At 53.5% G+C, this 14,139-nt stretch carries 14 protein-coding genes; all 14 read left to right on the top strand.

Annotated features, from left to right (window positions below; genetic code table 11):
- Positions 1-539, top strand: a 539-nt coding sequence (locus CPT76_RS17465; protein WP_181152894.1) for a glycosyltransferase, incomplete at its 5' end; no start/stop codon positions are given.
- Positions 529-1,701, top strand: a complete 1,173-nt coding sequence (locus CPT76_RS17460; RefSeq protein WP_105443742.1) for a lipopolysaccharide biosynthesis protein — start codon at positions 529-531, stop codon at positions 1,699-1,701. The genes CPT76_RS17465 and CPT76_RS17460, both read left to right, overlap by 11 nt.
- Before the next feature lie 8 nt (positions 1,702-1,709).
- Entirely contained in the window at positions 1,710-2,012 is a 303-nt protein-coding gene (locus CPT76_RS17455) for a hypothetical protein (RefSeq protein WP_146116265.1), read from the top strand.
- On the top strand, positions 2,009-3,139 hold the full coding sequence (locus tag CPT76_RS17450; RefSeq protein WP_105443740.1) for a GNAT family N-acetyltransferase: 1,131 nt from the start codon (positions 2,009-2,011) through the stop codon (positions 3,137-3,139). Before CPT76_RS17455 ends, CPT76_RS17450 begins: the two co-directional genes overlap by 4 nt.
- Before the next feature lie 51 nt (positions 3,140-3,190).
- Positions 3,191-4,312: a GNAT family N-acetyltransferase gene (locus CPT76_RS17445; RefSeq protein ID WP_105443739.1), complete on the top strand. Its 1,122-nt coding sequence runs from the start codon at positions 3,191-3,193 to the stop codon at positions 4,310-4,312.
- A 39-nt stretch (positions 4,313-4,351) separates the two neighbouring features.
- On the top strand, positions 4,352-5,572 hold the full coding sequence (locus tag CPT76_RS17440) for a polysaccharide deacetylase family protein (protein WP_105443738.1): 1,221 nt from the start codon (positions 4,352-4,354) through the stop codon (positions 5,570-5,572).
- Positions 5,569-6,831, top strand: coding sequence for a glycosyltransferase family protein (locus tag CPT76_RS17435; protein ID WP_105443737.1), 1,263 nt, complete (start codon positions 5,569-5,571; stop codon positions 6,829-6,831). Before CPT76_RS17440 ends, CPT76_RS17435 begins: the two co-directional genes overlap by 4 nt.
- 1 nt (position 6,832) lies before the next feature.
- Entirely contained in the window at positions 6,833-7,528 is a 696-nt protein-coding gene (locus CPT76_RS17430; RefSeq protein ID WP_105443736.1) for a hypothetical protein, read from the top strand.
- On the top strand, positions 7,488-8,054 hold the full coding sequence (locus CPT76_RS17425; protein WP_181152893.1) for a hypothetical protein: 567 nt from the start codon (positions 7,488-7,490) through the stop codon (positions 8,052-8,054). Before CPT76_RS17430 ends, CPT76_RS17425 begins: the two co-directional genes overlap by 41 nt.
- Positions 8,051-9,460, top strand: coding sequence for a glycosyltransferase (locus CPT76_RS17420; RefSeq protein WP_105443734.1), 1,410 nt, complete (start codon positions 8,051-8,053; stop codon positions 9,458-9,460). Before CPT76_RS17425 ends, CPT76_RS17420 begins: the two co-directional genes overlap by 4 nt.
- Positions 9,457-10,686, top strand: a complete 1,230-nt coding sequence (gene cps2T, locus CPT76_RS17415; RefSeq protein ID WP_105443733.1) for a beta 1-4 rhamnosyltransferase Cps2T — start codon at positions 9,457-9,459, stop codon at positions 10,684-10,686. The genes CPT76_RS17420 and cps2T overlap by 4 nt, the downstream gene beginning before the upstream one ends.
- 161 nt (positions 10,687-10,847) lie before the next feature.
- Complete coding sequence (locus tag CPT76_RS17410; RefSeq protein WP_105443732.1) at positions 10,848-11,123, top strand: hypothetical protein; 276 nt, start codon at positions 10,848-10,850, stop codon at positions 11,121-11,123.
- 17 nt (positions 11,124-11,140) lie between these two features.
- A complete protein-coding gene (locus tag CPT76_RS17405) occupies positions 11,141-13,030 on the top strand; it encodes a right-handed parallel beta-helix repeat-containing protein (protein ID WP_105443731.1) in 1,890 nt (629 codons plus the stop codon).
- Between the two features lie 59 nt (positions 13,031-13,089).
- Positions 13,090-13,977, top strand: a complete 888-nt coding sequence (rfbA, locus tag CPT76_RS17400; protein WP_105443730.1) for a glucose-1-phosphate thymidylyltransferase RfbA — start codon at positions 13,090-13,092, stop codon at positions 13,975-13,977.
- Positions 13,978-14,139: the final 162 nt, after the last annotated feature.

The following is a 14,139-nucleotide window of genomic DNA, read 5'->3' as shown; positions in this document are numbered from 1 at the left end:
AGGATTTGTACGGCTTCGATTTGTTGATCCAGCTGATGAAGGAACTGCGCGGACGCGGCAGGCGGATCCGGCTGCTGATTGCGGTCATGGGGGTTTCCGCGCAAACCGGGGAGGAACGAAACCACTACATGAGGCTTCGGCGGGAGCTCAACGAGTACGGCCTCAGCGGCGATGTCATGTTCTATGAAGTGGACGATACGGAGTTCTATCCGATTCTGAAGAAGAGCCACTTATTCATCCGGCCGACGAACACGGACGGTTATGGCATGTCCATTGCGGAGTCGCTGCACGGGCGCATTCCTTGCGCGGCGAGCGACGTATGCAGGCGGCCGGAGGGGACGGTCGTGTTCCGCTCCCGGGACTTGGCGGACCTTGCCGCCAAAGTGAGCGACATCATTGACCGCTATCCGCATTACAAGGATCAGCTGCAGAACCTTCAAGTCGGGGACTACGCGGCGGAGCTCATCCAGGTGTATTCCAGCATCGCAGGAAAGGAATCGCCGAGTGGCAAGCCGGCTGTGGAGGTCTATGGAAAATAAAAAAATTCTCTCCAACGGCGTCGCCTATTTCTGCTCCTCTCTGTTGACCCAAATGGTGAACCTGATCCTCATCCCGCTGTACACCCGCAACTTAAGCCAGCAGCAGTACGGACAATATGACATCATTCTCAGCATTCAGCAGCTGCTGGCGCTCGGGATTACGCTGGGTGTATATTCGGGCATGGTCCGGTTTTACCATGAATACGACAACAAGCTGGAACTGAGAAATACGGCGGTGAATTTTTCCCTGCTGTGGGGGCTGGCATTTATCCTCTTGACATGGGCTGTAAATCCCTGGATCTATCCCCATGTGTTCGTTCAGCTCTCGGACTCCACCCATCTGTTTATTCCCTATGTCGTGATGAGCTCGGTGCTGGCCTGTCATAACTTGATCTATACCAGCTACTACACGATGCAGTTTAAGGCGCTGCTCGCCAGCAGCATCCAAATCGCCACCGTAGTGTTCACGCTGGTCTATGCGCTGTACTTTTTTCTGGTGCTGAAGATGGGGGTTCTCGGTATTTTGCAGGCCCAGCTCTTCGGCCATTTGACGGTGTTCGTCCTGCTTTTTCTCATTCATATCCGGCAGTACCGTTTCAGGCTGAGTATCCGGAAGCTGCGGATGATGCTCGGTTACGGCACGGGTTTGATGATCGGTGATGTCTCTGCATGGGTTCTGTCCCTCAGCGACCGTTTTCTGATCAAGGGCTTTCTGAACCTGTCCTCGGTAGCGGTGTATTCCATCGGTTACAAAATCGGCATGCTGATCAATCCGGTGTTCATCAACCCGTTCATGTCCGTATTCACGCCGTTCAAATACGCAATGTACAAGGAAACGGCCGGACCGGAGCAGATCCGTAAAATGTTCAGGCTGTACAACTTCGTAGGCTGGCTGTGCGTGCTCGGGCTCTCGCTGTTTGCCAACATTGCCACGCAGCTGGTCGCCACCGAGGCATACCGGGATGCGAACTACATTATCCCGATCGTGGCGATTTCGTATTTTTTGGCGGGTGCGGCGGATTTCTATGCGCTGGGGCTCCATATCGCCAGAAAAATGAAGCTGTACTCGATCATTATCATTACGGCCGCCCTGATCAACGTCGGCTGCAACCTGGCGCTTATTCCGCTTCTTGGGCTGTACGGATCGGCCATATCCACGTGATCGCTTATATGGCCTCGAATTTATTTGTTTTACCGGTTTGGCACCAAGTATTATTCGATTGGGCTCGGCCTGTTGTTCCGTACAAGTACTTGTCCGTTACCCTGCCGATTTACGGCATTTATATCGTCTTGATGCAGGTCATCCATTCCGTGCTGCTGGAGATTCTGTTGAATGGCATTCTCTGCTGCGGCTTCGTTTACTTATGCCTGCTGTGCAAGCTGGTGACCCGGGCTGAGCTGGGCGGGATGATCCGGCAGGTGCTCAAGCAGAAGTCCAATATGTCCATGAAAGGAGTCCAATCCGAGCTATGAATACCCGAATTGTGACCGATATGGAGGGGTTTCAAAGCCTTCAGGAAGACTGGGAGCGGTTGGAGCTTCAGGATCCGGATGCGACCTATTACAGTACGTTTCAGTTCAATTATTTCTGGTGGAAAACCCATTCCAAGGACCCGGGCAAACGGCTTTTTATCGTGTGCTGCCTCCTGGACAACAGGGTTGTGGGGATCGCACCGCTCATGATCCGTCGTGACCGAAGCAAGCTGTTCAGCTGCAGCACGCTTTGCTTTATCGGTCAGGGCGATTATTTCACCTTTTTGCTTGAAAGGGGGAGTGGAAGCGAGATCAAAATCCTGAAGGAGCTGTTCGGCGCTTTTCACGCCCATGACAGCCTCTGGGACAAATTCGAGCTGACCCATCTGACGCAGGAGTCGCAGCTGCTCCACTACCTGCTTCGCCATGAGCAGTATAACGAACATGTGCAGTACCTCACTTCCTGTCCGGTGATCCCGATCAGGGAGCATGAAACCTACGAGCGGCTGAGCCAAACAAAGGATTTCATCAAAATGAAAAAGACGCGGGATAAGCTCCGCAAACAGGTGAACTACCGGTTCAAGGTCGTCACCGGTGAGCAGAACGCGGAAATCTACGACCGGGTTGCCCGGGTTCACCGGCTGCTGAAGGAGTACCTGCAGACCGAAAAAGGCAGGTCCGAAAGGCGGAGCCTGTTTGAAAACGAGTACACCGACGAATTTCTCAGGCGGCTGTTCCCCAATAACGATCAGGTGGTCGTCTTTATGCTTGAGGATGAGCGCGGGGAGATTATCAACTACAGCATCTGCTATCTTTACAAGGATGTTCTGTACGATTGGAATTCGGGTTACGCCCCCGAATATTCATCTTTTCACGGCCTAGCCAACGTGCTCATGGTCGAAACGCTGGAGCATTTGTTCAAGGAGAAGCTTGGCAAACGGCTCGACTGCGGGGCGGGCAGCTATGCCTGGAAGTTTAAATGGACCAGCCGGTTCAACGTAAACTATACATTCAAGATGTGGAATCTGCTGAAAGCCAGGGGCCGGTTGTACCGGTTTTTGTCCGGATTCAAAACGATGCTTCAGACCGCCTTCATTATGACCGGAATGATCGAAATCATGCTGTAGTGTCTACCGGCAGCGGAGCTGACTCAAGGATAAAGGAGTTTAACTGGAACCATGAGTATAAAAATTGTTACCGATACCGATGGATTCCTTAGTATTCAAGAGGATTGGGAGCGCTTGCAGGAGCTGGACGACGAATTGACCTACTACAGCACCTTTCAATATAACTACGCATGGTGGCTGACCTTTGGAGAGGACCGGAACAACAAGCTGTTCATTATTTGCTGCAGCCGGGACAACGAAATGGTCGGCATCGCTCCGCTTGTCATCCGTACGGTGGATAAAAAAATCGTGAAATGCCGTGTGCTCGGCTTTATGGGTAAGGGCGATTATTTCAATTTCATCCTCCATTCCCAACAGGGCAGTCCGGCTGCGATTATCAAGGAAATTTTCAAAGCGATCGAGGACCATTCCGACCTGTGGGACAAAATCGAATTGACACACCTTGCAACCGACACATCGCTGCTTCACTTTTTACTGCGCCATGACAGGTACAATCCGAGCATCAAGTACCTCACCTCCTGTCCGAGCATCCGGATCGGCGGATGGGATACCGCAGCCGGGTGGGATACGAGCGGAATCAATGCCAAGGCGAAAAAGAAGCTGAGGAAGCTCCAGCAGGAGACCGATTATCAATTCAAAATGGTGGACTGCCGGCAAAGCGGGGATATTTATGACCGGATTTCCAATGTTCACAAGCAGGAGAAGGCATATCTGCACGAGCAGAGGGGAAGGATCGACCGCAGAAGCCTGTTTGAAGACCAAAAGAACGAGGAGTTTTACAAGCGGGTATTTATGAACAACGACCAGGTCATTGCGTCCTTCCTCGAGCTTGAGGATTCGAACGTGATGATCGCCTACCAGCTGTTTTTTCTGCACAGGGGAAAGCTGTACGGCTGGAATACCGGGTATTCCCCCGATTATGCGAAATACGGCGTCTTCGACGTACTGATGCTGGAAACGATCCGCCGGCTGATCGAGCAGGGGCAGGTGACGGACATCGATCTGGGCGCCGGTTCGTACCCGTGGAAGTTCCGGTGGACCAATCAATTTACCGTCATGTATTCGCTGCAATTGTGGAACAATGACCGCCTTCACACCAGGCTGTACCGAATGCTGGTCAAGGGGAAGGGAATCTTGAAGTACCTGAACCGGAAAGCCGCTGTGCATTCCTGATGCAGCAGGGTGAAGGAAAGGGATAAGGGGAAATTCGTCATGCACTTGGAGAAATGCAAATGGTTTAACGGCGCCGATTCGCCTGTTTTCTTTATGATCGATGATCTGGCCAATACGTGGGTGGACGTCAACCATAACGGAATTCCCGATCTGGAGGAGGATTGGGGATACTGCAAAAATGGAGAAAACTCATCCTTCCGGTACTTGAATGAGCAAATCCTACGGCATTTTCCGCAGGTCAAGGTAACCTTCTTTGTTCCGGTAGGGGTCCGGGCCGGTATGTCCGATCATCCGGTGTGCAGGCAAACCTCCCGCCCGATCAACGCCGACGAGGAGAGCAGGGCTTTCTTCCGCGGCATTCACCGGCATCCGGGCTATGAACTCGCCTATCATGGAACGACCCATGGCCGAACGGGACCGAATCCGGAGGATTTTGTACAGGAATGGGAGCTGTTCGAAAGCGCCGAAGAAGCATTGGAGCGTACGCTGGAAGGGATATCGGTCTATGCCGATGCCGTCGGCGAAAGGCCGAAAGGCGGCAAATACTGCGGGTACGCCGGCAACGACTGCTCGGATGAAAGCATTGATCGGGCGGGGTTCATTTGGTGGTGCAGATACTGGAACCGGGGGGCGGGAGACCCTGCGATGAAACGGATCAGCGGCGGGGATCCAGATCCGCTCACCAACTACGATATTAAACGCTTTGGCGAAGGCGGCGTCATCGACATTCCCTCGACGGTGGACGGAGGGCTGCTGAATGGGATTTACCGGCCGGAAGCTTCCTTGAAGGGGATGGCCAAACGGTTCTTAAAGACGCCGCTTCGCCGCTGGAAGCTTCGTGAGCTGGATTATTTGCTGGAGAACAGGCTGGTCATCGGGATTCAGGAGCATATTTCCCCCGCACGCGACGACGGGAAGAGGCAGACCCCCAACATTTTTGACGACTGCGGCAGCCTGCAGGCGATCTTTCGTTATTTGGAGGGGAAAAACGTATGGTACTGCACCGGGTCGGAGCTTGCCGATTACGTGAACCTCCGGGATCACGTGCAGGTCGTGACTTATCCGGGTGAGGAAAGGGTGTTTACCCTGGAACACGAATCCAGATATGGAAACGGTGGCATTCTCTCGCTGAAGCTGGACCCGTCCAATCCTGCAAGCATCCTGCTGCCCGACGGCACGGCAGTCCGGGTAACAGCCGGGATTGCGAACCTTCCGGTCATGAAAGGGGAATATTTCATTCGGGAAGGTGAAATCAGATGAAGCAGACGATGATCGTCATCTCGGATTATATCGAAGGCGCGCCGGTGGTCGCATCGGTCCGGTATGCCGGATTGATGAAGCATTTTATGGAACAATACCGCCTGATCGTCGTGAACGACCGGAAATACGGCCCGGCGCCGAGCCGGTTTGCCGCTGTCAATTACAAATACGATACGCCCAGCAGTACCTTTACGCAGACGATGGTTGGCGGGGAGCCTTCCGGCCGGGGAATCAAGCAGCTTATTGAAGGTGTGCTCAGAAACCAATGGACGATCAGGGCTTGGAGGAACTATAAGTACAGCTCCTATGCTTTCAGGCGCATGAACATTCGCCTCTTCCGCGAGCTGGACGCATGCCTGGAGCAGAACGAGGTATCAGCCGTATTTTTGACGATACCGGATGTGTACGGACTGTACATCATTGACCACATCAAACGTAAAGCGCCGGGAATTCCGGTAGTGATCGAGATCAGGGACATCATCAACCATAACATCGGGGAAGGTCAGCCCCGTCAGGCCTACCGCAGGGCGGAGAGGATGATCCCCCGGCTGGCCGACGCAATCGTGGCCGTGTCTCAGGGGATCCGGCAGCATTATGAACTTGAGCAAGAACGGCCGTCTATACGGCTGATCCGCAACGGATACGACGAGGAACTGTTTCGAAACTGCGTATATCAACGTATTTCCGACAATGTTCGCGAGCTGACCATGGCTCATATTGGCTCCATCTATAAAGGACGAAATATCCATGCATTGATCGAGGGGCTGCAGCTGTTTCACGAGAGGACCGGCATACGGATCAAGCTGAAAGTTGCGGGGCTGCTTGACCAGCAGGCGGCCAGGGATCTATCCAATGTGAACATGACAGGTGACGGGGTTACGGTGGAGATCGTAGGAAGCGTCAGGCATGAGGCGGCGGCGTCTCTGCTGAAAGAAGCGGACGTAGCGGTCATTCTTACGCATACCAAGGGCAGCGATTATGCCATCCCGGGCAAAACCTTTGAATATATCGGGGCGTGCAAGCCGATCCTGGCTGTTACGGCCGACCGGGAGCTGGTGGAATTGGTCCACGGCCGGTACGGTATCTGCGCGGGCCATCACCGGGACTACGTGGCCGATGGTTTGGCGGACTTGATCGCCAAGGAGTTCGATTTCTCCGGCCGGTCAGCCTTTTCCCGTACGAACCAGGCGGAGCAGATTCTGGCCATGATCGGGGAGCACATTCGTGGAGCGACGCAAAAAAGAGTAAAGAGGGTATAAAATGGCGCTGATTTTGTCGTGTTCCTACGTGCTGCATGAACTGCTGTCCGCCAATTTGGACCTGCTGTACTTTCTCAGCCTTGTCCTGATTTTCGTGGATATCTATAAAAACAAACGGCTGACGGTCAAAGCACTGGGCTACATCTACCTTGTCGTCCTGTATGCGCTGCTGCAGATCGTGCTGAACGACCAGATCGAGATTCCAAGACTGGTGATTAACGTCGCGAAAATCTTTCTGAACGTCTTTTTATTCATCCAAATCAAGGAATCGAAAATTCCGTTACCGGTATGGAGAAAAATGGCCGTCTATTCCTCCCTGCTTCATGTATTCCTTCTTGCCGTCAGCCTGGCGTTTAAAACGGAATGGCTGTGGAGATTGGACGAAACGGTCAATATTTATCAAAAAACGAGGCTGTCGCTTCTGTACTTCGAACCGAGCGAAGCCTCTTTTCATGCCGCCTTGCTGGTCCTGCTGCTCGTATTCTTTGTCCTGCGGGAGAAATCAGGGTCCAGGAATCTTCTCCACTTTGCGCTGATCGGCACGAATCTGGTCATTGTGGTGCTCTCGGCCGGTATGGGAGGGATGTTCAGCCTGTCACTGGCCTGTGTCGTGATGTACTTATTTTATTTTGAAGGAAAACTTCAGCACGGTCCGGGTGCTCGGGCTGATTGCCCTGACCTTTCTGGCGGTTCTTAGTGTGCTGGCGGTCGTGAACAGCAATAACAGCTTTTATCTCCGCTTTAACGATATCGTGAACGGAAATGACGGGTCGGTCGTCTACCGGTTCAACGTCAGCTTTCGCGTCATGAAACAGATGCTGCTGGACACACATTATTTCGGCGTCGGATTCGGCAACCTGAACACGGACACGATCCATAACGCCTATGCCGGCTTCGGGCTGGTGGATGTCATCTCCAACTCCTTCATGTACGCTTTGGCCGAGGGAGGGTGGCTGATGATCTTTCTCCTCACAGTCTTCTTCCTGTCATTGATCCTTCCGGTTCGTCCTGAAGAAAAAATATTGAAATACGCGCTTCTCTTCTTTATTGTCAGCTACCAAATCGCCGGCGGATATTTTACGAACCCGGTCAATTGGATTGTGTATGGCATCATAGCCAATCCCTATTTGCTTCGGCACAGCCGCAGCCCAAATCCTGTTCCCGCTGAGAATTTGCCCGCCGTAGGCGTTCAGAGCACGGGGACCTTGGAGTTGAAGTCATGAAACTGCTGCATGTCACCCTCGGATTGCCCCCATACCGAACAGGCGGTCTGACGAAATACAGCGTCGATCTCATGCTGGCCCAGCTGCAGCAGGGGCATGAAGTCAGCTTGCTGTATCCGGGGCGTTATACATGGTCCGGAAAAATGAAAACAAAGCCGAACCCTCCGTATGAGGGCATCGGCGTATACGAGATCATCAATCCGCTTCCGGTTCCTCTTCTCGGAGGGATCGGCCGCCCACCCTCATTTTCCCGAGCCGGGGATCCGGAGGTATTCCTTGAGCTGCTCCGGGAAGTACAGCCGGATCTGATCCATTTTCACACTTTGATGGGAATCCATAAAGAACTCTTGGAGGCGGCCAAAGCGCTGGGAATCCGGACGGTGTATACGTCGCACGACTACTTTGGCATCTGCCCCAAGGTCAACCTCCTGAATGCGGCAGGAGACCACTGCGACGATTTTGACCAGGGAAAGAGCTGCATTTCCTGCAACCAGCATGCATATTCGCCGCACATGATCTACATGATGCAGTCCTACAGCTACAGGCGCTTGAAAAACAGCCGGATTTTGCAAAAGGCCCGCAGGGCCGTGAAAAAACGAACTTCCAGCACTTCCAGCACTTCCAGCCATATGCCTAGGAAAGCGGGGGATTCCAAGCCTATGATTCATCCGGAACGGGCCAACGAATACAAAGAGCTCAGAAGTTATTACTTGGAAATGTATCAAATGATCGACGAATTTCATTTCAACAGCCAGGTGGCCAAGGAGATTTTTACGGCTTACCTGAACGTGAAAGGAAAGGTCCTGTCCATCCGCCACCGGCATATGGCCGACCGGAGAGTCTTAAAATCATTTCCTTCTGCGGATGAACCCCTGCGCATCGCTTATTTGGGTCCGGTTGACCGCTATAAAGGGTTTTTCCTGCTGCAGGAGGCGCTGGATCGACTGCCGGATACCCATGCGGGCCATTGGCATCTTCACGTTTACGGAAATGACGGCATCCCGGCATCGGCACCACCTGCCGAACACTGCACCTTTCATGGCCGCTATGAACCGGATCAGCTTGCCGGAATTTTCGCGGAAACCGATCTGCTGATCGTCCCCAGCATATGGAAGGAAACGTTTGGTTTCGTCGGGCTGGAAGGGCTGTCGCACGGGGTACCGGTGCTGGTCTCCAGACAGGCGGGCGTGAAGGATATGATCGCAGACGGAGTCAACGGATGGATTTTTGAGCCTGATCCCGCGGATCTGGCGCAGCGTCTTACACACCTGCTGGCCAATCGGCATTTGCTGACTGCGGCGAACCGCAGCATCGTGAACAGCGATCTGGACTTGTCCATGCAGCGTCATGCCCAGGATATCTATGAATGGTATCTTCAAATCGGAGAAGAGGTCGTGGTCAAATGAAGCACGTGTTTATCGTTGGCTCGAAAGGAATACCGGCGAAGTACGGCGGGTTTGAGACCTTCGTCGACCAGCTGACCGGAAGAAAGACCGACGGGGATACCCAATATCATGTCGCCTGCCTGTCCGACCGCAAAGCAGAGGAATTTGTGTATCAGGATGCACGCTGCTTTCCGGTGCACACACCGAAGATGGGAAGTGCAAGGGCGGTCGTCTACGATGTGCTCAGCTTGCTGGAGTGCGTGAAATATATCAAAACCCATCGGCTTGAGAACAGCATCGTTTATGTATTGGCCTGCCGGATCGGCCCTGTTTTCTTTATTCTAAAAAGGCAGCTCGAAAAGCTGGGGGTTGCTGTGTTCGTCAATCCTGACGGTCATGAATGGAAACGGGGAAAATGGAGCGCACCCGTCAAACGCTACTGGAAATGGTCCGAGCGGCTGATGGTGAAGCACGCGGATCTTCTCGTTTGTGATTCCCGCGGGATCGAGCAGTACATTCATGACATGTACGCCCGGTATGAGCCGAATACCACCTTTATCGCCTACGGGGCGGACGTGACGCCGTCGCCGCTGGACGATGAGGATCAACGGTTTACGGATTGGATGGACCGGTTCGGATTGTCCAAATACGGCTATTATTTGGTCATCGGCCGCTTTGTTCCGGAGAATAACTATGAATTGATGATCCGCGAGTTTATGAAGTCGGGCACCGCCAAAGACCTGGTCATTGTGACGGGGGCGCAGCAGCAGCCATTTTATGACGAGCTGCGGCTAAGAACGGGTTTCGATTCGGATCCGCGGATCAAATTTGTAGGAACCGTCTACGAGCAGCCGCTTTTGAAGAAGATCCGGGAGCAGGCATACGGATACTGCCATGGTCATGAAGTGGGCGGAACGAACCCGTCCCTGTTGGAATCGCTGGCATCGACAAGACTGAACCTTTTGTTTGACGTCGTATTCAACCGGGAAGTCGGCGGGGAGAGCTGTCACTATTTTTCGAATGAATCCGGCGCCTTGAGCAGGCTGATTGATGAGGCTGAATCGTGGAGTCACGAACAGCTGGAGGAGCTTGGGGAACGGGCGAAGCACCGGATTCGGAGCTTATATTCGTGGGATCATATCGTGCAATCCTACGAAACGTTGTTTCAAGGGAACGATTATGTGCGGGCAAAGCAGGCGGGCGGAAGCCGGCTGGCGCGCACCAAAGGGACGACAACACCTTTGTGAAGTAAACTGGGCCCATTCGTCAGGGTACAGCACTTGGCTATATGGAACCTGCGGCAGGTAAAATAGGCAAGCAGCCCTAGGGAAATGTCCAAAGCTAAGCAAGTCTGCCCCGAATACAATAGCATTGGACTTGACAATTCGTTGATGGGGAGGTTTTGCCTATGGGTCGTCTTTTCAATAGGCATCGGCATAAGAAGGGGATAGGGCAGCGGGGAAACGGGGGCCGCGCCAAGCCGGAGAAGAAAATCGCTTCCATATCGGCGGCTGAAGCGACCGGCGGGAATCTTCCGCTGAACTCGGTGGGGACGTCCAATCTGGTGGATGGGGCCGTGGTGACGACCAAAATCGCCGAACATTCGGTCACTGCCGACAAGCTCGGTTTATCCTGGCTGAGCGTCCCTGCCGCCGCAGGCTTCGCGGATGCCCTGACCGGTTAAAAGCCCAAGGGGGTGGCGTGCTCGTAGTCCCCGCGGGAGATTATCCGATCCCGGCCGATACGGTGGTGGATCCGGGCATTACCCTTCGCTTGATGAACGGGGCCCGGCTGAACATCGCACAAGGAAAAGTGCTGACCATTAACGGCGGCGTGGAGGCCGGATTGTACCCCATCTTTACAGGTTCAGGCATCGTGAATGGGGCGCTGGCCGAATATTATCCGCAATGGTTCGGGGCGGCTGCCGACGGGAACGCGGACGATTCAGCCGGGATTCAGGCCGCCGTCAACGCAGCGGACGGTTCGGGGGCGACCGTGGTCCTGCCTGCAGGAACGTACAAAATCAGGGAAATCAAGCTTCAGAACCGTATGAAGCTGAGAGGAGAGAAGGGCGCAGTACTGGAGCCGTTTACCGCGGGTCAGGATGCAAAACTGACCGCTTCCGGAGCAGCCGGATTCGAGGTAGCCGACCTTGAAGGGCCCATCAGCTTGAACATCCTATCCAGTTCGGATTTCGTCATCCGGAACCTCCGGGTTCGTCAAAATGTGGAGGGGTGGCATATCTACCAGTCCGAAGACGGACAGCTTATGGATAACCGCATCGTGGAGTCCGCCAATAAGGACGAACGATTCATATACCTTAACGATTGTACCCGTATGCTCGTTCAGGGCAACCAGATCCGAAATCAGACCTTGTTCAACGGCGCAGATCCGAACAGCAATACGGGAATCAATATTTCCTCCTCCAGCTACTGCCAAATCGTCAATAACTATGTGGAAAACTGCGGCGGTCAGGGCATCTGCTTCGACACCAATACAGGGATTGCGGACACTGCGTCCCGGGCCTGCTTCAGCAACATTGCCGCAGGCAATATCGTGATCGGGAACGGGCAGGAAGGGATTACGGCGTTTGCTTCCAAACAATACGAAACCTATGATATAACGGTCGTAAACAATATTTGCATCAATAACCGGTATAACGGGATCGAATTTTGGGGTGTCAGGCAGGGCGTGATCGAAGGGAACAGCATCAGTGCACCCGCGATGAAGGAGTACAGCTTCGGGGCGATCAACATTTTCGCGACGAAGGACGTCATCATCGACGGCAATTCGATCGAGAATGTGCCTACCTCCGGGATTGCACTGGTCAACGGACCGAAATATGCGGAATCCCGGTGCCAGAATATCATCATCACGAGCAACCGGATCTTAAACTGGAACAACCTTGACCTGAGCCCCGCGACCAATCATGACCAGATCTGCGGGATTAATTTGTTTAATGCCGACTGCTGCCTGATTCAAGGGAATCTGCTGATGGATACGAGACCCGGCCGAAAAAATATCGTAAAAGCCATTTCTGTAGTGGAAGGCCGCCATCTGATCCGGGGCAATATCAATCCCCAAAATTTATTGATTGACGACCATGTGGAAGCCGATTTGGCCTGGGCCGGACACCAAATTGCCGAACGGACCCCTTTCGTACGGTTTTCGTCCTTGCCGGGCGACGTCAACAGCGGTGTCATGACAGGGGTGGACCCCGGAACCGTATGGTATAACCACAGCAAGCGGGCATTGTTTTATAAAGGATACGATAAAACGATGCTGACCCCGCTCGTTCTGGATGAGAAGAGCACCTCCGGGTTCCCGTCCGGTGACTATGCGCCGGGATTTTTCAGCTATCAGACCCAAACGGGAAGGCTGTTCTACCGCGGTAAACCGAATAATTCCAACGGCAAGTACGCGGAGGTTGTGCTGAAGGATAAGTTCATCAATTTGAAAAGAAGCACCGAAGTGTCGAAAGCCCCGGTCGAAGGCGACACGTACTACGATACCGTTCGGAAAAAGCCGGTCTATTACGACGGCGCAAATTGGAGAGATTTCAGCGGCAATATCGTTAGTGTGAACCCATAATCAAGGGATGTCCTGTGGTGTGCAGATCATATGATGGTAGAGAGAGGGGTTGTTCGCAAGTGAAAGGCATCATTTTGGCAGGGGGCAGCGGAACCAGGCTGTATCCGCTCACCAGAATCATTTCCAAGCAGCTGCTGCCGATTTATGATAAACCGATGATATATTACCCGTTGTCCGTTCTTATGCTTGCGGGAATCCGGGATATTCTGATCATATCGACGCCGCAGGACACCCCCCGGTTTGAAGAGCTGTTCGGCACAGGTGAGCAGCTCGGAATCCGGCTGTCTTATGCGGTGCAGGAACAGCCGAACGGGCTTGCGGAGTCGTTCATCATCGGCGAGGAGTTCATCGGCGGGGACAGCGTGGCTTTGATTCTGGGAGATAATTTGTTTCACGGCCATGGACTGACCGAAATGCTGCAGACGGCGGTCCAGCGCGAGCAGGGTGCCACGATCTTCGGCTACCATGTGCAGGATCCCGGCCGATTCGGCGTGGTGGAGTTCGATGCAGACGGGCGGGCCGTTTCCATTCAAGAGAAGCCGGCCGAGCCGCGGTCCAATTACGCGGTAACCGGACTGTACTTTTATGACCGGAACGTTGTGGATTACGCCAAGCAAATCGTACCATCAGACAGGGGAGAGTTGGAAATTACCGATATTAACCGGATGTATCTGGAGCGTGGACAGCTGCGTGTGGAAATATTGGGCCGCGGGTTTTCGTGGTTTGATTCGGGAACGCATGAGTCGCTGCTGGAGGCTTCCCAATATATTGAGACGATTGAGAAGAGGCAAAGTCTGAAGGTGGCCTGCCTTGAGGAAATTTCCTATTCCAAAGGATATATCAACCGGGAGCAGCTGACTCTGCTTGCCGAGCGGATGACAAAAATAGCATACGGGGCCTATCTCATGCAGCTTGCCGCCGGTAACGTCCAAGCCATCTATCAATGATGGATCGGCTGGATACATACCAAAAGCCGGCGCCTCTGCGGCAGAGGGCCGGCTGTGAATGGGAGGCAAGCTCCGCAGCTTTGCTGTTTCTTTGCTTCCTCAGTAAACTTTATGGATCACATCCTCAAACGCCGGCTCTTCCGTATGGATGTCGGCTGCTTC

Source organism: Paenibacillus sp. AR247, assembly GCF_002968895.1.
Classification (GTDB): domain Bacteria; phylum Bacillota; class Bacilli; order Paenibacillales; family Paenibacillaceae; genus Paenibacillus_AQ; species Paenibacillus_AQ favisporus.
This window is presented reverse-complemented; position numbering and strand designations above follow the sequence as displayed.